Below are 22,257 nucleotides of genomic sequence, written 5' to 3' on the forward strand. Positions count from 1 at the left end.
ACCATCAGACAGCGCCGCTTGAACCATCACGCCAAAGCGGCTTAAATCAACCCGCAAACCGAGCCGGAAACTCCGCTCTTCCAAAGCCCGAAAAGTCTCAGTTCATTTGACGACGGACAACGATCGTCAGAGACGCTAAAGTCGGTGATCTCATCATCGCCCTGGCCCTTTTCGAAGCCAAAGACATCCTTGCCAGCGCCGCCAGTCAGCGAGTCATTACCGAAGCCACCCCAGATGGTGTCATCGCCATTGCCACCTACAACAGTGTCATTACCATGACCACCGAACAGGAGATCGTTGCCGCTGTCGCCGTACACGCTATCGTTGCCTGCGCCACCATACACGGTGTCGTTGCCCGAGCCACCGTATACAGCATCATTGCCTGCACCGCCGCCAACTACGTCATCGCCAGCGCCACCAACTACACCATTGGCAGTGTTGTCGTTGTCTTCGCCAGCCCAGATGGTGTCGTTGCCGTCACCGCCATCAAGCTTATCTACACCCTTACCACCGTACAGGATGTCGTTGCCTGCGTCGCCAGTGATCTGGTCCGCACCAGCGCCACCGGCAAGAACGTCATTGCCGTCGCCACCAGCGATGGTGTCATTGCCAAGATCGCCATCGCCAGCCCACACGGTATCATTACCAGCGCCACCGAAGACTTCGTCAGCACCGTCAAATGCGACGATGAGGTCGTCACCACCCAGGCCCTGGATAGTCTCAGCTACAGACGTGCCGTACAGCTTGTCATTACCGGTCGTGCCGATGATATCGTCACCGTTTGCCATTTCAGAGGCTCCTTTTTCAAAATTCGTTCACTGCTGGAACGCATGACAACCGCCATGCTTCGACGTGCATGCCAATATTACGCCGGAAAGTCAACTCGCTTGATGCTTTAAAGAAGCCCACAAAACGCGGAATATTCCGAGCCATACAATGTTTTAACAACATTCGCAGGAATTGAACAACGCTGTTGCTCAGCGGCAACAACGGCGCTCTTTGCCTCAGTAGAGATAAGGGGAAGATGTTGGCATGCAGAAAAACGCGGAAGGCCCAGCAAACCTTCCGCGTTCTTGCCTCTGAAGCGCTGATTTCCACGGCACAGCAAATCCTCCTTACGCGAAAAATTCATGCTGTTCAATACGCCATGCGAAGATTCTCAGCATGGCAGTAAAAAGTAGGGTCTTGCCCTGCGTGAACGTCACAATCTAAGACAAGACCGTAGGATAAAAGGACAGCATGGAAAATCCGATAACAGCACTTCAGATCGATGCCACGACCCGTCTCATTGGCCGGGTCGTCAGCGAACCGCCTGCGCGGGTTTTCGGCAAATGCACACTTAACGCCGTCGAGCTTGGCGCTTTCAGCTATCTCGCGCCTGGCGGCGCTTTACATAGAGTGCGTATCGGCCGATATTCATCGATCGGCGATGGAGTGCAGGTGCTTTCGGCTCACCCTGTGGAAGGCTTGACCACATCACCCTTTCCTTATCAATCCTTGTTCCGGCCGCCGTTTGACGCAGCTCCGCGCACCCGTTTTGAGAATCTGGCGGAGACCGTCATTGGCAATGATGTGTGGATCGGTTCGGGCGTCAAACTAAAATCAGGTGTCACCGTCGGCAATGGAGCAGTCATCGGCGCCGGCAGTGTTGTGACGAAGGATGTTGCCGCCTATTCCATCGTTGGCGGCGTGCCGGCGCGCCTCATTCGTTATCGCTTCCCAGAGGAAACGATCGAAAGGCTTGTTACGCTCGCATGGTGGCAATACGACATCGTCAGTCTCGATCTTTCCTGGGATAACCTGGAGGTCACGCTCGACGACTTGACGCGCCGTATCGCTTCAGGCGGCATCACCCCTTATCAACCGGGGCGTTATGTCATCTTCCGCGACGAAGCCAATATTCGCGCAAAGCGCCTGGACCCGTGACACACGAGGATAATCCCTTGGCAGAGCTTATCGAGCATTTCGGTATTCGGTTGCGTATCGATCCAGATTTCATGTCGCCCCGGTTAATGGAGGCTATCCGCACCCGGCAGTACGAGGTGCCGGAAGCCAGAAGGATCGAATAAATCCTCCAGCCAGCCGACATAGTCCTTGAGATCGGCGCTGGTATCGGTTTCGTAACCGCGTTGATTTTGAAGAATCCCGTCGTCGAGCGGGTGATCTCGTTCGAAGCCAATCCGTTGCTTGTCCCCATGATCCAACGGACACTTGCCGATAACGGGGTCGGCGGCCAACGCTTTGAACTGCACAATGCAATTCTCGGCGCGGAGGATACGGGTACGGTCGATTTTCATATTCATCGGGATTTCTGGGCCTCGTCGCTGCGCAAGACAGCAGGAACCATTCGCTCCTGCCCGGTTCCACTCACGAGCTTCGACAGGATCATCGGAACAGTCCGCCCTAGCGTCATCGTCTGCGATATCGAAGGCGGGGAGCGCGCCCTGTTTTGCACCTCCGATCTTGCTGGTGTTCGAGCCGTCTATTTAGAACTGCATCAGCGCGTTCTTGGGTCAGCCGGCATGCGAGATCTGTTCCAGGCCTTCCATGACCGCGGCTTTCATTACGACCAAAACCATTCCAGTGGAGCGATCGTCCTCTTTTCCAAAATCCCCAACCCAACCTGATACCCTTGGGTGTGTTGGAGGCTCACCCATGGAGCCGCATCCATCAGTAGCCCGATGATGCAGGTGTATATCGGTCGAAATACTCAATCGAATCATCCGGGTAGATCCGGAGCTTGCGAGGCCGGTAGGGCTCAATGCCGTCCCTTATTCTATGCTCAATCACCTCAAGGCACTTCTCGATGTTTGACCATTCCGTACCCGCAAGGATGGCCAGACCATAGTCCCACCAGCGTGACGCAAGAAGCCGGTCGACAATTTCGGGTGGAAACCGCGACTTTATGAGCTTTGCAGGCGTACCACCCACCACAGTATAGGGAAGAACATCGCTGACGACTGTTGCACGCGCGGCAACCACAGCTCCATCCCCGATGGTCACGCCTCTGGAGAGAAAGGCACCATCCCCGATCCAGACATCGTTTCCGATCGTAATACGCGCGCGTCTTTTCTCGGTCGCAGCTGCAAGGCTTTGCCTGCCCTGTGCAATCTGGTTCGCTTCTATGCCGAAATCGTCGAACATTTCCGGCCATTTGGCGTTCCAGTGCCCTGTCATAAGGGAATGAGACATGATGCCTGTGTAATCGTGCTCAGGCGCTCCACAGACCACTCCTGGCCCCAGCGAGCAAAAGCGCCCTATCCTGCCGACATGGCGATAACGCGAACCGCGTCCTCCTAAATAGGAAAAGGCGTCGATGCGGCGAATATCGAAAGCACCTCCCCTCAGCTCTACAAACGGCTCGAAAACAATAGGAACCCTTACACGCCCAATCCCAAACCGACTTTCGGATGGCGTACCGTGGAAAGACACCCGATGTTCTCGTAAAGAGGTGAGGAGTTTTTTATCCATAATCGTCTCGACGAACTCCCGTTAAAAGGCCTTTTCCCGGCACGCCACACAGGCTTTGCGATGTTTTCTGAGAACATGCCCTTCTCCTCCCCTACCCTCTATTAAGTTATCCATCCAGCCGCTTAGGTGAATTAAGTTTCAACAGTCAAAGCGCACTCAACTCTACATCAGTTCGCAAGAAGGGAGAGCGGAAAAGCTAAATATTGCTACACAAACCGCTCGCTTCATACATCAGAATAATGATGGATAAGATTGCCTTATCGTTCATAATTGACGGCTGCGCAAGGACATGGTAGAAAACATGAAAATGGTAGATTATAGGAGCCTTTCGTGTCCTTAAACATCAAGAACCCGGCGACCGTTGCCCTCGCCGACGAGCTTGCGCGCCGCCAAGGGATCACCAAGACCGCGGCCATTCATCAGGCGCTCAACGAGCGGCTGCACCGGCTGGGGCACGGAGATGTCGCACAGGACCGCCTTCTCGGAGAACTCCGCGCAATCAGCGAGCGTGTGGCGCGACTGCCCGAGCTCGATACGCGTACTGATGAGGAGATCGTCGGCTTTGACGAACACGGGATTCCGAACTGATGGTGATCGACACCTCCGCGATCGTCGCGATACTGCGCAATGAGCTGAAAGCGGAAACCCTGCGCAGGGCTATAGTTGCCGACACCGTGCGGCTTGTTCCCGCAACCTGCGTGTTTGAAGCGCGCATGGTCCTTGTGAGCCGGCGTGGCGAACATGCGCTTGCCGAGATTGACCTCTGGCTCACCAAGATCGCGGCCGATGTGATTGCGGTCGATGCCGACCTGGTCGACGTGGCGACACAGGCCTGGCTCACCTATGGCAAGGGCCGTCACCCGGCCGGATTGAATTTTACCGACTGTTTCTCTTACGCGCTTGCAAAGCGCAGCGACGAGCCACTGCTTTTCATCGGCGATGACTTCTCCAAAACGGATATTCAGGCTGCCTAACGATGACGAGCGAATCACGTTCGGCCGACGACGAACTCCCCGACATCGTCGATATCGTGCGCGACGTGGTGGATGCCCTCTCCCCTGCCCTGCCGGCGCACGTCGAGCAATTGGCGGACCGGGCGCGCACCTATGTCGAAATGGCGAGCTCGGCGAATACTCGCCGCGCCTATGCGTCCGACTGGTCAAGCAGACGGCTGTCGGCGCCGGCGTCCGCGGTGATCTCTCGGAGATCGAGCGTGCCGAGAAATTCTCAGGCCACTCGCTGCGCGCCGGCCTTGCCTCCTCGGCCGAGGTCGACGAACGTCATGTGCAAAAGCAGCTCGGCCACGCCTCGGCCGAAATGACCCGGCGCTATCGGCGCCGACGTGACCGCTTCCGCGTCAACCTCACCAAAGCAGCAGGCCTTTAGCAAGGCGGTCAAATCGGTGGCAACACTATCGCAAAATTCGGATTTCTGCGGCGTTGCAGAAATCAGGCGCAGAACCCGAACAAAACTCGCGGAGACCGCCTAAAACGCGATGGCGTGGGGTTCCATAGGCACTCTCTGTTGATCGGTGCGGATTTTCCCGCATTTCCGTTCACCGGTGTTTTGGGTGGCGTATCGCCTCGACATAGTGCCTTACCAGAAATGGCTTACCGATATCACCGAATTCCAACTGCCGGCGGGTAAGGTGTTGTACCTTTGGCCCATAATCGATTGCTTCGATGGCGTTCTCCGAGCGCCCTGTTGTGTGATCGCCCCCCGCTTTCGTAGCTACGGGTTGCCAAGACCTAAATGGACATTGCAATAGATTTTTAGGAAGCGATGGCAGCGCCTCACGAAAAAATATGGCGTGGCGGCACATTTACTATTGCTGCAACCGGTAATTCCCATAAACTTCCGGCAGAAGAACAATCTATTGTTGAGCAAAATCAAGGGGATTGACAAAATTCTGTTGGCAAACTGTCGCCCATGCATACGCTGTTATAACCGGAGAAAGATATGACGACCTTTTCTTACAAGGGCTACCTTTCAACCCATACTTCGAATGGTAATGCCACGAAGCTGAAATCGACGAAGCTCGAAGTGGTAGCCACCGGCAAGGATGCGGTTTTCAGCTACAAGCGGACTGATGGAAAAGAGGGCATTACGATTACCAGCCCCGCCATCGAGCTACGCATAGACGGCAAGGTCTACTCTCCGAAAAAACTCGACGCAGAAATAACGCAAATCTCGTGGCGGGATGGAAACGGTACAAAAGGCGTGGCGAACATTCTTGTTGTTGATCTCGGCGATCAGCAGTTCACCATGCAGATATCGGGAAACACCATTCCGACCTTATCCACCGCCGGAAAGTATAATTCCTTCGTAAATTCTATCACCAGTGAAAAACCGCTGACGTTCGGATTTTTCGGCCCCGACGAAAAAATCCCCCTCGATCGGATTATGAAACCGTCCGTCACGGAAAACGACCGCTTTCTGGGGACGAACGGAAAGAACACCTATGATGGCGGGGCAGGGAACGATCAGATTTCCGGCCAAGGCGGCAACGATACTTTGAAAGGCGGCGCTGCAAACGACAAGCTCTATGGCGGCGCGGGCCGTGACGAACTCCACGGCGGAGCGGGCAAGGACGTCTTTGTCTTCAAATCGCTCAAGGACTCCACGGTAGCATCGTCGGGACGCGACACGATCAAGGATTTTTCCAGCAAGCAGGGCGACAAGATCGATCTGAAAGCCGTCGATGCAGATACGGTGGCCAAAGGCAACCAAACCTTTGAGTTTATCGGAACGAAAGCTTTTTCAGGTGATGCTGGAGAATTGCGCTACATCAAGAAAGGCGGCGATACCATCGTATTCGCCGACGTGAACGGCGACAAAAAAGCGGATTTTTCGATCCTCATCGATGCAAGTCTGACGCTGAAAGCGACAGACTTTATCCTATAGAGCCAAGGTCGAATGGTAATCCCCCCGCAAAACAACGGGCTTCAAAAGTAGAATTTTCTCGGCAAGATGATCGAGGAGATTTTTGATGAAGACGAGCAGATTTAGCGAACCGCAAATCCTTGCGATCCTGCGTCAGGCCGAGGGTGGCGTTCCAGTGCCTGAGCTATGCCGGGAACACGGGATGAGCACGGCCTCATTTACAAATGGCGAGCCAAGTATGGCGGTATGGATGCATCGATGATCAGCCAGATGAAAGCTTTGGAAGACGAGAACCGTCGGCTGAAGAAGATGTATGCGGAGATGAGCATGCAGGCCGAACTCCTCAAGAAGGCTCTGGGAAAGAAGTGACGCGGCCATCTCAACGCCGGGAGATGGCCACGAGAGCAGTGGCGCTGCGTGGGGTGAGCACCGCACTCGCCTGCCCCCATCTTCGATGTCAGCGAGACGTGCTTTCGTTACAGCGCCAAGCTGAACGACGAGAACGAGCAGATCGCCGATCTGCTGATCGGATGACGCGGGCGAAGAGGAGCTAGGGCTTCGGCTTGTGCTTCCTTTACCTCCACAATGTCCGGGGCCATCGCTGGAACCACAAGCGCGTCTACCGCATCTACCGCGAAGTGGAGGACCACCTGGAGGACGGCAGGCCGTTCCGGTTGTTGAACGTCCTGGACGATTTCAATCGCGAGGGGCTGGGCATCGAAGTGGATTTCTCGCTTCCTGCCGAGCGCGTCATCCGCAGCTTGAGCCAGATCATCGAATGGCGTGGCAAGCCGTTCGCCATACGCGTGGCCCCGAATATGTCAGCGGCAAGCTGATGGAACGGGCCGAAAGGCAAGGCATTGCCTTGAGCCACATCCAGCCGGGCAAGCCGCAGCAGAACGCCTATGTCGAGCGCTACAACCGAACCGTTCGGCATGAGTGGCTCGACCAGCACATTATAGAAAGCATCAAGGAGGCGCAGGAATTCGCCACGCAGTGGCTATGGCATCGGCGGCATCACACCCGCACAGAAACTGAAAATGGCCGCGTGAATTCTACCGTAGAGCCCCGTTAAAAATGGGGGGATTACCCCGCAAACGCCGTGTAAGCCCGGTGATCGCCCAGCGCATAGCTGTTGATCCTATCCGAGCGAACGCAATCTTGAGATCCCGTCTCTCACTGGTTTCCAGGAGCCCGCCGTCGCATCCTTATCTGGTCGGCTTCGCTGGAGCCTTGCCTCGCTCGGAAAGCATCGGTTCAACCTTGGACGCAACCGCTCAGGTTTCCATTCACGCTCATACCGGCTATAAACATCGGAACAACGCGCAGAGAGAGCATCCATATTGAAAGCCGTGCTGCCGGTAACACTGCTTCTGACAATGGTTGGTGGCTTGTTGCCCGCTTATGCTGGCGGGCCGGATGAAGTTGTTGCCGGCATCTATGCCAGCCACCCTTGGACGGATTTTCCTCCAGGAGGTCACGGTGCATGGTATGTGGAGACCGCAGCAGCCTGGGAGAGCGGCGCATCGGATGCTGGAATGACATTCCTCCTTGGGGCAGCCAACCAATTGGAGAAGGTAGAAACCGCGGTTGTCGCCTCCGGCGAATACGAGGCCACGGTACGGGCCACCCTTTCCGGTAAAGATGGGACCGTTCAGGTACTCAATTTCGGCATGATCGGTGACGACGATGAAGACGACAGATGGCGCATCATCGAGGTCTTTACCGACGGGGGAAAATACCTCTCCAATGTGCTTGCGAATAAATAGCCCTATCCAAGCACCTTCATCAGTTCTCACCAGCCGCGCCGGTATGGGAAATCGGCCTGTCGATCCTCCATCGGCGAAACGCAGCTTATCTATTGCACCCACAAGCCGCTCGAATAGGACCCTGCCCTACCGGGGCTAGATCGTTGGTCAAGCCTTCACATTCGGGTTGTGGAGTGCACCCCGTTTCGCCGGACAGATCGGCTAGTTTGATTTAGCCCTGATGAACTGCCGAGGGGAAGCCATTTTGAGGGCGGAGTGGGGATGGATTTCGTTGTAGATGCTATGGACGAGCCATCGAGCTCGCCCGCTTTCATCGACAACGAGGAGGCCTCCGATGCACGAGAACACTGAGTTCCCAGTCCCAGTTTACGCGGCCATCGAGTTGAGTAAGACCACGTGGTTGATCGCTATGCTTTCACCCGGTTCAAATCGCGTAAAGCTTCGACAGGTTCGCGGAGGCGACGCCGTCGGCCTCGTCGCTTTGCTCGAGAACGCACGAATGAACGCAGAGCGTTTGGCGGGAGCTCCCGCCGGAATCGTGGTCTGTTTCGAAGCGGGATATGACGGCTTTTGGTTAGCGCGGTTCTTGCATAAGCACGGCATTCGGACGTCGGTTTTGGATTCCACCAGTTTCTTGGTCAACAGGAGAAGCCGCAGGGTCAAGACCGACCGTCTCGATGCTGAATCCATGGTGCAAATGTTCCGGTCTTTCGATCTGGGAGATAAGACCGTGTGCCGGGAGGTTCGCGTTCCCACTCCGGAAGAGGAGGATGCCAAGCGCGTCGACAGAGAGCGACTACAGCTTTCGGCGGAGAGGACCCGGCACGTAAATCGAATTCGTGCTCTTCTCAATCTCCATGGCATCCGGGATGTGAAGAACCTCTGGGGCGGTGACTGGCGCGAGTGGTTGCGAGCAGTCAGGACAGCCGACGACCGGCCACTCGGAAGACACCTCGCCGCAGAGCTGGGCAGAGAGTTCGAGCGGCTTGATCTGGTCCATCAGCATATTCGTGTCCTCGACCGTCAGCTCGAGGATGGATTGGAGAACGGAACTCTACAGGTCCCCAATGTCGAGAAGGTCCATCAAATTGCCGCCCTCAAAGGAATCGGCAAGCTGAGTGCGGTCCTCCTGGTATCTGAAGTATTCCATCGCCAGTTTGCCAACCGAAAGTGTTTAGCGAGCTTTCTCGGCTTGGCACCCAGCCCGTACGCAAGTGGTGGTGTGAAGCATGATCAGGGGATCAGCAAAGCCGGCAATCGTTTCGCCAGGCGACTTCTTGTTGAGCTTGCGTGGTGTTGGCTGAGATATCAGCCCGAAAGCGACTTGACCAAGTGGTATCGCAGTTCCTTCGCCGCCGGGTCAGGTCGCTCCCGAAAGATTGGCATTATCGCGCTTGCTCGAAAGCTCGCTGTTGCCATTTGGAGGTTTGTCGAAGATGGATTGGTGCCACCGGGAGCCGCGATGAAAGCAGCCGCAAATTAACAGTTCCAAGCGCCGACGGGTGACTGGAGAGAAGAGTGGCCGCCGAGATTGAAGATGGTTCGGACAACGTCCGCCGTGTTGTAGTGTGGCGCTGCTCTTGATTACTGCTTGGCCCCATGAATGGGATCGTGGTTGAGGTCAATCCTTGCCGAATACAAGTCGATGCGCCGAGTGCGCCAACACGCCAACGCAGCCCAGTCGATAGTTAGAAGGATGCCTAGCATGAGCGCTTGACAGGGCCACTATCATACAAGTCCTCGATCCATCCATCGATGAGCCGGAGTGCCGTTTCGGCATCCGGTAGTGCAGAGATGCGGACGTAATCCCGCTTCAGTGTTTTGACGAACGCCTCGGACATTCCGTTGGACTGCGGGCTGGCCACTGGCGTGAAGCAAGGTGTCAGATTAAGCGCCTGGGCAAACGACCTCGTATCCCTCGCGGTGTAAGCCGAGCCATTGTCCGAGAGATGCTCGATAGCATGCGGAGTCCGCGTTGCCGCAAACCGCTTCTCGACCGCCTCCAGCATCATGTCGCGCACATCCGAGCCGGAGATGCCTGCATTAGCGACCGCCGTCCAGGCGATGATCTCGCGGTCGAAGGCGTCGATGATGAAGGCGAGACGAACGACCTCGCCATTCCAGCAGGTAAACTCCAGACTATCGGAGCACCAGCGCAGGTTCGAGCGCATGACCATGATCTTGCCGTCATGGGTGCGGCCCTTGCGAACGGCCGTGTGCTTCTCCAGCAACATCGCATGGTTGCCCATGATGCGATGAACCCGTTTGGCGTTGACGACAGGCTGATCGGCGGCTCGCCTTTCGCGATTGAGGAGCGCGGCGATCCGCCGATAGCCATAGGTTGGCCTTTGATCCACCAGCCTGCGAATGCTGGGCAGAAGCTCGGCATCCTCAGCCTTGCGGTAGGACCCGCGCGGCCTTGATCTGCCTTTCAACCGCTCCGCGAGGTTGGAACGCGAGACGCCCAGTGTGTCTGCGACGGTCTTCATCGGGAACCGTCCTTCGGCAACAAGATCGGCCGCGATATCCGTTTTTTTGAGTCTGCTTTGGACAGGGCTTCACGGAGGATTTCGACCTCCATGGTCTTGCGGCCGAGCATGCGCTCCAACTCGCGGACGCGATCCTCCAGCTTCTTGACTTCCGAATTGCCGACAACCGGCTCGTCAGAATCCACGGCTGCAGCACCTCCCTCACTCAGAAGCCTGCGCCACCGGTAAAGCAGATTGGGCGCAACGCCATGGCGGCGAGCGGCAGAAGATACCGTCTCGCCTGGTTCGAAACTCTGCTCGATGATCGTCAGCTTCTGCTCGGTTGTCCACCGCCTGCGGCGAACATCACCCGTCAGCAATTCAACGTGTCGATACGCGTTAGACATAAGCCTGTCCTCAAGCCTGTGCTTGAGCCTTTCTGCTTATGCCGACTGTCCGGTCGAAATGGGGGGCAGTTCAGGTTGGATTCTTGCTCCAACCGAAACCGTGAAATAAAACCCGCCCCAAACCCGTTCCTCTTTCGGCGATAGCATCGAGCTTCAGCCTATTTTTCAGCCTGGGGATGATCAATGCGCCTCAAGAAAACCTGCAGTGCCGCATTGGTTTACGCAGTTTATGCGGTCTCGTCAGCAAGCGCGGACACGGTGGCAGACCTCGCTGCCTGCGCCGATGAACATGTCAAAACAGCAATGCTGCCAATCGAGCAACTGGCCGATGCTGAAGCCTCCTGCACCCGTGTTCTGGAAGGGAAGACGAACGACGAGGACAGGCAGAAAGCCGCGTTTTTCCGAGGGCTCATGCGCTTTCTGCAGGTGACGCAGGCAGGCATGGCGCTCGATGCAAATGCCGACGGTTCGATGCAGGAATACAAGCTGCCGACGCAAGAGGATGTGGCCGGCGCCCTGGCCGACGTCCAGACGGCAATTGATCTGCAGGGCCCTCTGAAGGGAGAGGCTCTCGCCCTACGCGTCACAATAAACCAGACCATCGGGCAACCAGATGCCGTTGCCGACGACATCGAGGCGGCGATGCGCGATGCGCCCGCGGACGCGACGCCCTTTGTCCAGAGAGCGTTGGAGGCCGAACGTCGGGGGGATCTGGCTGCAGCGCTCGCCGACCTTGATCAGGCGCTCGAAAACGACGCACAGTTTGGTCCGGCGCTGATTGCTCGCAGTCTTCTACTGCGCCGGGTGGGGCATCTGGCGAAAGCGCTCGAGGATCTGACAGCGGCGATCGCGCTGGGGCCGCCTTTCCGGCGGCTTGCGCTCATTCAGAAATCCGAAATCGAATCCCGCACAGGCGATTTGCGAGCCTCTTTCGACGACATGCTCTCGGCTGCTCGCGAAACCGGCGACATGTCCGCCGAGGATGCCTACGCGATGAACATAGACCTGTTGATCCGCGCAGGCGATCTGGCTCTCGATAGCCTGAAGGACCCCGCTGCTGCTGAAGGCCTTTACAACGAAGCAGCAAAGCTTTCGCCCGACGACTGGCGCTGGCAGCTCGGGTTGGGACGATCGGCCGAAGCGCGTGGGCAAAAGAAAAAAGCCATCGAGATTTACAATCGCATCCTTGAAGGAACGCAATCGGTCCCCAACCTGCTGGAGCGAAACGATGCCGCCTGGCGCCTGAAGCGGTTGACGCAGCCGGTCCTGCAACGGCGCGCAGGAGAATTTGCGCCCGGCTTCGAATTCGGTATCATGCCAGAAAATCCATCACCCGATGGATTGAAACGGCTCGCCTTCATCATCGGCTCCGGAAACTATTCCGAACTGTCCAGCCTTCCCAATGCCCGGCGTGACGCCGCGATCATCGCAAGCCGGCTGGCCGATATGGGATTTGACGCGATCGAGATCGCGGAGGACATCGATAGCAAGAACATGACCAATCTGCCCGCTTATATCGGCGAGCGAGCGGGGGATGCGGACATCGTGGTCGTGTTCTATGCAGGCCATGGCGTCGAAACCGGTGGCGTCAATTATCTCGTGCCTGTCGATGCTGCCATAGGAAACGAAAAAGACCTGCAAACGACGGCACTGGCCCTGCAAGACCTGACGGCGGCGGCAAGCAAGGCGCGCCAGGGCGCACTCGTCATCATCGATGCCTGCCGCGACGACCCGTTTGTCGAGGCAAAGGCGGTCGCGTCATCGCGCGGCCTTGCCCGTATAACGGTGGATCCGGTGCCCGAGCGCATGCCCATGGGCCTTGCCGTTTCTCCCACGCCCGCGATGAACAGTGTGGTCCTCCATTCCACTCAGCCCGGCAAGACGGCGGCCGACGGCAACGGGCTGGACAGCCCATTCGTGATTGCCCTTCTCCAGACCCTCTCGAGGCCAGGCCTGACAATGGATGAGGTGGTACGGGAAACAGCGGCGCGCGTATCGGACCTGACCGGCGGTATGCAGATCCCCACGGCTTATGGTGATGCTTCCGCAATCCAAATCCTGCCCGGTGGCGCACAGGAGTAAGCACCAGTCATCGCCTTGCCGGCCGTGTCCGGATCCAGTGGCTGGCAGAAGGATATGGAGCGTCGACGGTTATTCGTCGCTCGATGTTCGAACTGCCGAAATGGTTGCATCGAACATCATGGCGGAACCGACATGCCACGTGGTGAAAGGAAGGCCCATTCTGCCTTGCACCGTCACGTCCTTTCCAACAGCATCACTCCAGCGCGCGGCTTCGTCACCCTTTGGCGCCAGATGGATATCGCGAAGGAAGACATCCGCCCGATCACCGTCCACGTCCTCTATGGAAACACATTGCCCGTCCTCGACGAAGACGACAAACGCCCTGATGGGTGTCCCGTCAGGATGCCTGCTTTCGACGATGCGCAACTGGCCTGTGATCATCGACGGTGGAGCAAGGCAGCCATTGGCGTGAGCCGGTGCGAAGCCCGCCAGTAGCGCGCCGCCGAGATATGCCCCCCTCAAAAACATCCTACCTCCCGATGTCGTGCTGTCAGAGTTCCCGTGCATGGCGCTGCTTGTGTAAGCTATCTCCCGGGTTACCCGGTCTTTCGATAGGTGAAGGGCCACACCGGGGCACTGTCCTCTTGCGGCAACTCACCCATCCTCGCCGGATTGCAGGCACCGATCGATGTCAACGCACCGTCAACGCTTCTCTGGAACGGGTGCACCATTACGCCGAGATCTATGCGGTAGATTTCGTTCTGCTCCGCGTGATGAGCCAGGAAAACGTTCGCGTCGGCCTGCTGCACATCCAGCTTGCCGGTGTAGGTAATGAACCGGTCGCCACCTTCCGCATGTTCCTGTAACTCTCCGGTCTTGGTATCAATCCAGAAAAGAACCGGGTTTCCCAGTTCCTTGTCGGCGGCGGATATCGTCAGGGATCCGGACGTGCCGACTGTTTCCGCGACAGCAACAGGAGCGCAAAGCAATGTTTCCGCGTGAAGAGGCGAGACGGGGAGAAAACCGGCCACGACTATCACGCGAAGAACACACGACATCATGGACCTCCACCAGTCACCCGCACTCGCAATCTATCAGGCAACAGCTCAGTGGCAATGCTTCTGCCGATATGTGCCTCACCAAACAAACGATACCGCGCATCACGCCAGCGCCGTGGCATTATCACATTATGCTCTTTATATAGGAAATGGCCCAAATCATCGACGAAAACGGCGAAATTCACCCTCCGGAGCGCTCTACGCTACCGCACAGTACAGCGGATTCCGCTGATGTTTCCGCTGCCGGGGTTTCGGCCGACCTCGCCTTTGGCTGACGCCAAACCCGGCCTACCCGCCCAGCTGCAGGTCTTGACCGAGCGCGCTCGCGGCTACGTCGAGGCGGCCAGTTCAGCCAATACGCGACGGGCCTATGCGGCGGACTGGAAGCATTCTTCCGCCTGGTGCCGACGCCAGAATTTTTCGCCCCTCTCCTCGGATCCGCAGGTCCTCGGGCTCTACATCACCGCCTGTGCCTCCGGTTCGGCGGAGCGAGGCGGCAAAGCCAATAGCGTCCCAACCATTGAGCGGCACCTCGCTGCACTCAGCTGGAACTATGCCCAGCGCAGCGCGCAAAAACTGGATCGCAAGGATCGCGCTACCGCCCATAGAGTTCTCGGACGGTCTGCCTGATTTTCGCGGCATCCTTCCGGCGCTGTACCTCAGTCGTTTAGCCTATCGGCCAGTCGCCCCATCAAATCCATGCGCTCATGGAAGATCGCCACGATCAATGCCGGCGCGTCCTCGCGCGGAAGGCCGAAGATGTAATGATGTTCGCAGCGAGCCATGCGCAACTCCGGATAGAGCGCGCTGATGTCCCTGAAAATCCCTTGACCGGCCGCGAGGCGCGCAATGCCTTGTTCCAGTCTGGCGATGTAATGGCGCACCTGTGCATCGCCCCATTGCTTGCGCGTGTAACGGATAACTCCGCGCAAATCGGCTTCTGCCGCACCCGTCAGGATGTAGTCGTGCCGGGTCAAGCGCGATTGTCCCCGGCAAGTTCTTCATCGAGAATTTCGCCAATGCTTTTGGTGGATACCTTTCCCGCCAAGCCTTCGTTGATGCGCATTCCCAGCAGGGTTTTCAGCTCCTGCCATGCTTGATCGGTATCCGCAGCGCCACCCGGAAATAAGCGTTCGAGCGCATATTGCTTGATCGTTTTGCCTTGCAGGGCGGCCAGTGCCTTCAGGCTTTGGTGCTGCTGGTCGGTTATATCGATAGTCAGGCGGCTCATGTAACACACTCCGTAGATTCACACAGACCCACATTAGCACATATATGGTAATGTGGGTAAGCGCGAATTCTGCATCCTGCGAAAGTGATCGCGGTAGGGACGCCCATCACTGAGCGCCCCCCCCCCCCCCCGCACAGATCTGCTGGACGTACAGGATTTTGCCGAGCGGGCCGCCCGCAGGGATGTGGTTGAAAGTCTAGCCGCGGTCCCTGTCGCCGGAGTAGAGGCGTTCACATCATCACTCCACCGCAAGCCAAGTCTCTTTGTCGCCTTCTCAGCCAGCATTTGCGACTCCTTAACTTCGGCCCCCTAGATAGTTCTCCGAATAACGGAGACAATCTATGAGTGCGGTTCCGGATGAGTATTCCGCCCACCCGAAAACCCTTTGGGAGAAGCTTCGCTATTCCGACACATGGCTTTTCGTGCTCATCGTGGTCGTTGTGCCGAATGCATTGTTTCTGCTCGCTTCGCCATGGCTGATGATCCGTCGCCCGCTGGGTCCTGCGCTTTACCTGGCCGCAGCCGTGCTTTCGCTGGTTCTACCAAGGGCTCTCGCCTATCCGCTTTTCCTTATCGCCGCTGTGGTTGATGGCTTCTTCATCGTTTCCGCGATGTTTAATATGCCTTTCGGCCTCGCCTTTGCGTCGATCGGATTCCTGAAAGATATCGATGTCGGTGCATCGTTGCTCTATTCAGCGGGTATCGCCCTACTTGCCGCGGTCGCCATCGTCTCCGCCTACTTGATCAACCATTATCGTGGCCGCCTGAAGCAGGCCTCCCTCATTCCGACCCTGATCGCTGTCAATGCGCTCATCCTCCTCGACTATGCGACGAACAACTACAATCCAGGAGTGCCGGCAACCTTCGAAAGCGCGCTGCAACAGGCGGATCTCACATCGGACATGATCATCGAAAACGATCGAAATGTGCTTCTCGTGCTCGTTGAGGGCATGGGGGCCTATGCCAATCCGGGCGAGCGGGCACTTTTGGAAGACAAACTGCGCGCCGCCGCCGGCCACCGTTTCAAGCTGAAACACGGGGTCAATGCCCATTATGGCTCGACCACTGGCGCCATGTCGCGGGAGCTGTGCGGCAGATGGGGCACCTTTACCGATTATCTCGAGGACAAGAAATACGACTGCCTGCCTGCGCGACTTGTCGAAGGCGGGTTCTCGACAATCAGTTATGACGGTTTCAACGGTGAGCTGCTCTCACTCAGAGAATGGTATCCCCACATTGGTATCCAGACGTCGAATTTCCGTGACGACCTTGAGAGGATGTTCCCGGACGACACGGCCCGCCATTGCGGCTCAGTCCTGCAAGGGTTGTGCGACGAGGATGTCGGCAGGCTCGTCCACCGGGAGCTTGCGGGGGCGGGCGAACGGCGCAAATTCGTCTACTGGCTAACCCTGGATAGCCACCTACCGTACGTGCCCGTCAAGAACGGTCCTCTCTCCTGCGGTACATCCGCCGCGAGCATAGCCGATCGCATCACCTGCGACCTCACGGAAATCTGGATGGGTGTGTTCGATACAGTGGCATCGATCGCCGCCGACCCGAACATGCCGCCTTTGGACATCATGGTGGTCGGTGACCACAACACCCCCATGTGGTCGCGTTCCGCCGTTCGGCATTTTCGACCTGGCCTCATTGACTGGTACAAGCTGGAATACATCGCGCCCGTCGATAACTGAGGCGTGGGTACACAAGGGCCTCCTAGATTTTATCGTCTGAACAAGCGGTCAGCCCAGCATTGCAGCGGCACGGTCAGGCCGGCCTCAACAAGGGTCAGGCTGCGCACAAGCTCATAGCCCAGACGAGTGCGTCACGGCCGAGCATCGCGGTAAGCTCGCCTACATCTATGTCCGCCAGTCTTCCGTTAACCAGGTGCGGCATCATCAGGAGAGCACGGAGCTGCAGTATCGTCTCATCGACCGTGCCGTCGCTCTTGGTTGGCTTAAGGGGCGCCAGCTCACGAAGGGCCAGCCATGGCAAATCGGACTCTCGGACAGCCAGATCAGCGCGCTGCGGGAACGGATCGCGCGCAACACGAACCAGGCGATATCGGCGCTCCACGACATTCTGCAAAGCGTCCGAACAGTTACGTAGAAGATGCCAACGGTCGGCGACCTGTTGGGCCTTCGGCGCGCCCTCCCGGGCGCCACGTGCATATGCGCCAGCCCTGTCGCGGGCGATGATCTCGACGCCGGGATGGTCCTTGAGCCAGGTGGAGAGTGTACTCATCTCGCGATCGGGCAGCAGATCCACGACGTCGTTCGTCTCCAGGTCGACGAGTACAGTCTCGTATCGTTGCCCGCGCCGCCAGGCCCAATCATCCACCCCGAGAATACGTGGAACCTTGAACTCAGGGACAGCTTCCGATCGCACGATGCGCAAAATGGTGTCGGCGCTTACCTGCATGCCGAGGCGCGCGACCAGCCATGCGCCGGCCTCTCCTCCCAATGCTACCCCGACACAGCGATGGAGCTCGGCGAGGCGCCTCGTGCGCCGGCAATATCGCCGTACGACGTCATCGTGTCTCTCCGCGAATGTACGCCTTCGGCATCGGTGATTGCTGCAACGCAGGCGTCGAATATTGAGCGCTATCGTCACGGTGCGCCCTTGCCACGGCAGATCGGTAAGCTGTCGTACATAGCGGCTGTGGAAACGTTGAGAGGCTTGAAGGCAGTCGGGGCACCGCACAGTATGCGATCGGAAACGGCAATGGATGGATATCGCCTCGGACGATAGTTCAACATGGTCAACGACCAATGGTGACGGGATTAACGGGAGAACGCGTTTCGCCATCGTGATGCTCCTGCAGATTCATACGTCGAATCAACAGGATTCAGAAAGTTGCACCGAAATTGCGCAGAAGAGCCCACTTCTGGGGAGTTGATCCGGTGATGACATGTGCGTGGTGGCGCTCGACCTGCCAACCTCATGGCACTTGGCCTCCGCTGACCGCGACGACATCCACAGCCGCAGGCATCACTAGGCGCAGGGGATGGCCAAAGCCAAGGCGGCGAGGGCTTATAAAGGCCGCCCGCCGAACGAGGAACGCAACAAGGCCATTACGGCCATGTTGCGCAGCGGCACGCCGTGGGCGACCATCCAGAGCGTCACCGGCTGTTCCAGTTCGACCATTAACCGGCTGGCAAAGCGCATAAGGGAAACTGAACATGCACGATGAAGCCACCGACCTCATGAACACGCTGACCTACACGCTCGGGGTCATCGTCAACAGCGAGGGTGATGACCGGCAGCGCCTTATGAACGCCTACGAGGAAGCGCAGGCCTTCGCCGCCGGTATCGCTCTGGCAGAGGGCTCGGCCGGGCCGCGTATCATTGCCTGCTTAGAGCGGTTCAAAGCGTACAAGGCGGCCGAGGACATCGCCGCTGCGGCATGGATGCTGACCGCCATTGAGGCGCGTATCGCAGAACACGAGCTGGCCGGATGGCAAACCCTGAAAATCGTGTCGGATAAGGCCGCATCCTTCCTCCGTCCACCAAGGAAGCAGATGCACTAATACGCCGCCTCTCTGACCTCGACTCTTTGGCCTTTCCAAAGCGCGGTAAATCTTCTGTGGTTGCCGCCCATGATGGCTGCGACAACGCGCGCGGCGGACTGGACTGGTCGCGGGCCTCGGCCTTGATGATGGCATAAGTCTGATGGGAGATCATACCCTCGTCGAGGGCCCAATATGTACGCAACCCTTTGATCCAGATCTCGTTGGCAGCGATCCTGTTCTTCAACTCGACGATAACGAAGAGTTCCAGTATTCTGTGACCAACCGAGCCATCTGGTGCCCTGATCTCCTTATTCCAGCGCCTGTCGACTAGATCGGGCGCGCCTTGCGGTAGGCGGCAGCAGCATACACCTTCTTCTTTCCATTTCCTCATACAGGATCGTCAGACTGTTCCTTGCCGATTTCCTGATTCCCCTGCCAAAGGATCTGACGAAACGCGCTAGCTCCAGATTTCGATAGCATACTCCGTTCGGCCTGAAGTAGGGCTTCTTGCCAGGCCGGGCCGCGCTTCCATGCTTCATCGAACGCGATGGCGAAATCGGATGCTCTACGTGTCTCGAACAGGGCTTCGAAGAGGATCTCCGCCTGTCGGATGTCCTTGTCCCGCTTGATCGCGCTCATACCGTCGGTGCGTCGTCTCGTGGCGACGATCATCTTATGGACGGCATATCTCGCCGGATCCGGGACTGTTACAGGGACACCGCTCTTGTGAAGCAGGACTGTCCGCACAGGCTCCCTGATGAGAAAGTCGAGGAAGCGAAGCGGATCCGCGCTCGCCCCGCCGAGGGCAGGCATCTTCGATGGCTGGTCGATATAGTCGTCGGAGCCGCGGTTCGATGTCAGGAACTCCACGCGATATCCAGTCGAATTTTGGAATGCAGACGAAGCCACGGATCCCGATCGATGAGGGACGGGTCGAAAGGTGGGATCGACTCTCTGCAGGAGTTCGACAATCGGGGGGAGGCTGTCTTCGACTTCCTGCGAGATCGCATAGTCCTGCGCAATATCCGCATCCCCGGTCAGGACTGATGCCGAGGGCAGGCGTACGCCGAGCAGTCCGGCGTAGGTCTGAAATGCGACTGTCCCGATGAGGACACAGCGGAGCCGGAAGAGGCCCCTGGCCGCGAGTGCCTCGACGAGGTTGCCGGACATCGCGTCAGGGGCGACCATGCCGCCGTCGCGTGTCAGCGTGCTAGCCATGCGCCTCCGAGCGATGAGATCGTCTTTCTGTTGTTGGTGGGTTTCGACACGCTGCGCGATCTCCGTATCATCAGCAGGGCCGACGTATCGCCGGGACTTGCCGCCGGAGCCGTCCGGGATGTCGAAATACCAATAGGCCTTCTCCTTGACGACGACACGCTGAAAGCGGCCCTCGGGTGGAAAATCGGCTGTCCATGCCGCGTCCATGGATCGCTGGCCCAATTCCGCAAGCATAGTCTGGTAGACGAGATCGATCTTCTTCATCGGTAGTGATGCTCCCCAACAGGGCGACTGCCCTTGGACCTCTCCCAGCGTTCAATCCCATGCCTTCAAAGCAGAGGTAGCCTGAGGCGTATTCGTATCGCCCCTCATCTATGCATAGCCGCCAATCTTGAGAACAGCTTCAGCGGGCCTCGTTTTTGTTCCGCTGGCAGATGTTAAGTTCGTTTGTTGCCGCTTCAAGCGCGATGGCCTTAACGCCGTTATACCTTTTTCGTAGATCGGTATAGCAAGGCTGAAAAAAGGGGAAGTCCCCAGTGGACAATACCATGCACATTGCTCGGGTTGTCGCCCGGTCCCCTGTGCCGCTCTCAAAGTCACAGCCGTGAGAGACCGGGCAAATATCTGATGCACATGAACGTAAACGGTCAGCCGATGGCGTCTGGCCGGAGGTTCCGGGGCATAAGCGCTTCGATTTTGGCTGCCGGCCAGCCTTAAGGGATGCGGGTCAATATGTGGGAGAACCAGTCGAGCGGATCGACGCAATTCATTTTGCAGGTCTGCAGCTCAAGTCGGAGATCTATCTTGCTAGACATGAGGATAAACTCGAACTCACCAGTTATGGCCTCTGGTACCTGTGGCGAACTAACGGCGGGAGGAAAGCTGGCGCTGGTGGAAATCAGACATATGCCGGTCGGCAGGCAAATCTTCGCACTCTGGCGCCGAAGTTCACCCTATTCGAGAGACTTTGAAACATTGACGATCGAGATTTCTTCGCTGGTGCTCCAACAGGAGGACCAGCCTCTCGAGGAAACCGGGCATCCGTAACCCCATCCGGCTTCGGCGGATGCACAGCTCATCGACCCGATTGCCTTATCGGTTATGTTTCTCATCATAGAGAAATGCCGCAAATCATCGACGAAAACAGCGGATTTTGTGCTCCGGACGTCGCTGCTCCGCCGCTCAGCACGGCGGAGGCCGGCGGTATTTCCACCGCCGTCGTTGCCGCCCTGTCAAGCGCCCTCCCCTGCCGGGGCACCTATAAGATCTGACCGAACGCGCCCGGGGCGATGTCGAAGCCGCCAGCTCAGCCAATACGCGGCGGGCCGATACCGCGGACTGGCGGCACTTTTCCGCTTGGTGCCGACGACAGAATCTGTCCCCTCCCCCGGAACCGGCAATCGTCGGACTCTACATTATCGCTCGCGCCTCCGCGTACGGCCGAGCGTAACGTCAAAGTCAATGGCGTCTCAACCATCGAGCGGCGCCTCTCGGCGATCGTCTGGAATTGTTCCCAGCGCGGCACGCCGCACTGCCCCGGCAGAAGGAAGCGATCTTCCCAAAAAATCTGATCGCCATGCTGGAGACGCTCACCCGCGGTTCGTTGCATGGGCTTCGCGACCGGGCCATGATGCAGCTGCTCGGCTTTGCCGGCGGTCTGCGTCGCTCGGAGATCACCGGGCGCGACCAGACAGACGATGGGCGCGGCTGGGTCGAAACTTTCGACAACGGCGCGCTGGTGTCCCTGCGTGGCACGACCGATTGGCTCGAGGTAGAGATCGGCCGTGGCTCGTCCGACGCCACCTGCCCTATCGCAGCGCTGGAGCGCATAGATAAATTTGCCCTGCTCGCAAGAAGGAAGCACTCGCCGCCGGCATGTGTGGCGATCTTTCCGAGGCAGAGCGCGGCCAGCTTTTTGCCGGCCATTTGCTGCGCGCCGGCCTTGCCTCCTCGGCCGGCGCACAATTCCTAGCTTTCAAGACGTCTCAGATAAATCAGAGATCCATGAGATGCGGCGGGCTGAGGAGCGCGAGAATCCAAGCATTCACGCTATAGGTAGATTATATATGAGAAAGAACCTGGATACCTACGATGGCACTTAGCCCGAATAATTCACGAGGGGTTGGCGGATATGGTTCAAACCGTTGAAATGACGTAGGATTTGGTTGCTTACGCCGATCCGTGCCGTTTCCGGAGACCACACCCGCCATGAATGATC

General features: G+C 57.7%; 22 protein-coding genes and 4 pseudogenes. 16 read left to right on the top strand and 10 right to left on the bottom strand.

What is annotated here, in order from left to right:
- Positions 1–41 precede the first annotated feature (41 nt).
- Entirely contained in the window at positions 42–788 is a 747-nt protein-coding gene (locus P9A16_RS34500; RefSeq protein WP_278026508.1) for a calcium-binding protein, read from the bottom strand.
- Positions 789–1,239: 451 nt separating this feature from the next.
- Between P9A16_RS34500 and P9A16_RS34505 the strand changes: the two genes are divergently transcribed.
- From P9A16_RS34505 to P9A16_RS34515, 3 genes are read left to right on the top strand one after another with little or no spacing between them, the layout of a single operon-like run.
- A complete protein-coding gene (locus P9A16_RS34505; protein WP_278026509.1) occupies positions 1,240–1,926 on the top strand; it encodes a CatB-related O-acetyltransferase in 687 nt (228 codons plus the stop codon).
- Positions 1,927–1,943: 17 nt separating this feature from the next.
- Entirely contained in the window at positions 1,944–2,069 is a 126-nt protein-coding gene (locus P9A16_RS34510) for a hypothetical protein (protein ID WP_278026510.1), read from the top strand.
- A 30-nt stretch (positions 2,070–2,099) separates the two neighbouring features.
- Entirely contained in the window at positions 2,100–2,627 is a 528-nt protein-coding gene (locus tag P9A16_RS34515; RefSeq protein ID WP_278026519.1) for an FkbM family methyltransferase, read from the top strand.
- Between the two features lie 43 nt (positions 2,628–2,670).
- On the opposite strand, the gene P9A16_RS34520 is transcribed toward P9A16_RS34515, so the two are convergent.
- Positions 2,671–3,471, bottom strand: coding sequence for an antibiotic acetyltransferase (locus P9A16_RS34520; RefSeq protein ID WP_278026511.1), 801 nt, complete (start codon positions 3,469–3,471; stop codon positions 2,671–2,673).
- Positions 3,472–3,801: 330 nt separating this feature from the next.
- Here P9A16_RS34520 and P9A16_RS34525 point away from each other — a divergent pair, with 330 nt between their 5' ends.
- The 7 genes and pseudogenes from P9A16_RS34525 to P9A16_RS34555 all read left to right on the top strand — a co-directional run bounded on the left by P9A16_RS34525 (position 3,802) and on the right by P9A16_RS34555 (position 9,606).
- Positions 3,802–4,059: a type II toxin-antitoxin system VapB family antitoxin gene (locus P9A16_RS34525; RefSeq protein ID WP_023516401.1), complete on the top strand. Its 258-nt coding sequence runs from the start codon at positions 3,802–3,804 to the stop codon at positions 4,057–4,059.
- A complete protein-coding gene (locus P9A16_RS34530) occupies positions 4,059–4,445 on the top strand; it encodes a type II toxin-antitoxin system VapC family toxin (protein ID WP_278026512.1) in 387 nt (128 codons plus the stop codon). The genes P9A16_RS34525 and P9A16_RS34530 overlap by 1 nt, the downstream gene beginning before the upstream one ends.
- A 178-nt stretch (positions 4,446–4,623) precedes the next feature.
- Positions 4,624–4,857: pseudogene (locus tag P9A16_RS34535) on the top strand (tyrosine-type recombinase/integrase); the annotation flags it as partial.
- Positions 4,858–5,430: 573 nt separating this feature from the next.
- Entirely contained in the window at positions 5,431–6,375 is a 945-nt protein-coding gene (locus tag P9A16_RS34540) for a M10 family metallopeptidase C-terminal domain-containing protein (protein ID WP_050747143.1), read from the top strand.
- Positions 6,376–6,460: 85 nt separating this feature from the next.
- A pseudogene (locus P9A16_RS34545) lies at positions 6,461–7,406 on the top strand (transposase).
- Between the two features lie 291 nt (positions 7,407–7,697).
- Positions 7,698–8,123, top strand: coding sequence for a hypothetical protein (locus tag P9A16_RS34550; protein ID WP_278026513.1), 426 nt, complete (start codon positions 7,698–7,700; stop codon positions 8,121–8,123).
- Between the two features lie 334 nt (positions 8,124–8,457).
- Positions 8,458–9,606 carry an IS110 family transposase gene (locus tag P9A16_RS34555; protein ID WP_278026514.1) on the top strand — a complete coding sequence of 383 codons (1,149 nt, stop codon included), beginning with the start codon at positions 8,458–8,460 and terminating at the stop codon, positions 9,604–9,606.
- Between the two features lie 217 nt (positions 9,607–9,823).
- Here the strand turns inward: P9A16_RS34555 and P9A16_RS34560 are convergent.
- Positions 9,824–10,998, bottom strand: a protein-coding gene (locus tag P9A16_RS34560) for an IS3 family transposase (RefSeq protein WP_443021763.1) whose coding sequence is annotated in 2 segments (ribosomal slippage) — positions 9,824–10,662 and positions 10,662–10,998 — 1,176 coding nt in all. Because the reading frame shifts where the segments join, the coding sequence is not laid out codon by codon here.
- A 183-nt stretch (positions 10,999–11,181) separates the two neighbouring features.
- Here P9A16_RS34560 and P9A16_RS34565 point away from each other — a divergent pair.
- Positions 11,182–13,080, top strand: coding sequence for a caspase family protein (locus tag P9A16_RS34565; protein ID WP_278026516.1), 1,899 nt, complete (start codon positions 11,182–11,184; stop codon positions 13,078–13,080).
- 69 nt (positions 13,081–13,149) lie between these two features.
- Here the strand turns inward: P9A16_RS34565 and P9A16_RS34570 are convergent, their stop codons facing one another.
- Both P9A16_RS34570 and P9A16_RS34575 read right to left on the bottom strand, forming a co-directional pair.
- Positions 13,150–13,548 (bottom strand): hypothetical protein, encoded by a 399-nt coding sequence (locus tag P9A16_RS34570; protein WP_050747087.1) that lies wholly within the window; start codon positions 13,546–13,548, stop codon positions 13,150–13,152.
- A 68-nt stretch (positions 13,549–13,616) separates the two neighbouring features.
- Positions 13,617–14,051 carry a hypothetical protein gene (locus tag P9A16_RS34575; protein WP_156334230.1) on the bottom strand — a complete coding sequence of 145 codons (435 nt, stop codon included), beginning with the start codon at positions 14,049–14,051 and terminating at the stop codon, positions 13,617–13,619.
- Positions 14,052–14,309: 258 nt separating this feature from the next.
- Between P9A16_RS34575 and P9A16_RS34580 the strand changes: the two genes are divergently transcribed.
- The gene (locus tag P9A16_RS34580) at positions 14,310–14,708 is read left to right on the top strand and encodes a hypothetical protein (RefSeq protein WP_371260179.1); all 399 of its coding nucleotides are present in this window, start codon (positions 14,310–14,312) and stop codon (positions 14,706–14,708) included.
- Between the two features lie 29 nt (positions 14,709–14,737).
- On the opposite strand, the gene P9A16_RS34585 is transcribed toward P9A16_RS34580, so the two are convergent.
- On the bottom strand, positions 14,738–15,055 hold the full coding sequence (locus P9A16_RS34585) for a type II toxin-antitoxin system RelE/ParE family toxin (protein WP_050747074.1): 318 nt from the start codon (positions 15,053–15,055) through the stop codon (positions 14,738–14,740).
- On the bottom strand, positions 15,052–15,309 hold the full coding sequence (locus P9A16_RS34590) for an antitoxin (protein WP_050747073.1): 258 nt from the start codon (positions 15,307–15,309) through the stop codon (positions 15,052–15,054). Before P9A16_RS34590 ends, P9A16_RS34585 begins: the two co-directional genes overlap by 4 nt.
- Positions 15,310–15,650: 341 nt before the next feature.
- Between P9A16_RS34590 and P9A16_RS34595 the strand changes: the two genes are divergently transcribed.
- Positions 15,651–17,003 carry a hypothetical protein gene (locus P9A16_RS34595; RefSeq protein WP_278026517.1) on the top strand — a complete coding sequence of 451 codons (1,353 nt, stop codon included), beginning with the start codon at positions 15,651–15,653 and terminating at the stop codon, positions 17,001–17,003.
- Between the two features lie 94 nt (positions 17,004–17,097).
- Here P9A16_RS34595 and P9A16_RS34600 read toward each other — a convergent pair whose 3' ends face one another.
- A complete protein-coding gene (locus P9A16_RS34600) occupies positions 17,098–18,117 on the bottom strand; it encodes an ISL3 family transposase (protein WP_082342971.1) in 1,020 nt (339 codons plus the stop codon).
- 199 nt (positions 18,118–18,316) lie between these two features.
- Between P9A16_RS34600 and P9A16_RS34605 the strand changes: the two genes are divergently transcribed.
- A complete protein-coding gene (locus P9A16_RS34605) occupies positions 18,317–18,502 on the top strand; it encodes a hypothetical protein (RefSeq protein WP_156334226.1) in 186 nt (61 codons plus the stop codon).
- Positions 18,492–18,839: a hypothetical protein gene (locus P9A16_RS34610; RefSeq protein WP_050747070.1), complete on the top strand. Its 348-nt coding sequence runs from the start codon at positions 18,492–18,494 to the stop codon at positions 18,837–18,839. Before P9A16_RS34605 ends, P9A16_RS34610 begins: the two co-directional genes overlap by 11 nt.
- Before the next feature lie 369 nt (positions 18,840–19,208).
- On the opposite strand, the gene P9A16_RS34620 is transcribed toward P9A16_RS34610, so the two are convergent.
- Positions 19,209–20,303: a nucleotidyltransferase family protein gene (locus P9A16_RS34620; RefSeq protein WP_278026518.1), complete on the bottom strand. Its 1,095-nt coding sequence runs from the start codon at positions 20,301–20,303 to the stop codon at positions 19,209–19,211.
- Between the two features lie 383 nt (positions 20,304–20,686).
- Positions 20,687–20,824: pseudogene (locus tag P9A16_RS34625) on the bottom strand (transposase domain-containing protein); the annotation flags it as partial.
- Positions 20,825–21,160: 336 nt separating this feature from the next.
- Between P9A16_RS34625 and P9A16_RS34630 the strand changes: the two are divergent.
- Positions 21,161–21,995, top strand: a pseudogene (locus P9A16_RS34630) (integrase); the annotation flags it as partial.
- Positions 21,996–22,257: the final 262 nt, after the last annotated feature.

Source organism: Shinella sp. 838 (assembly GCF_029623935.1).
Classification (GTDB): domain Bacteria; phylum Pseudomonadota; class Alphaproteobacteria; order Rhizobiales; family Rhizobiaceae; genus Shinella.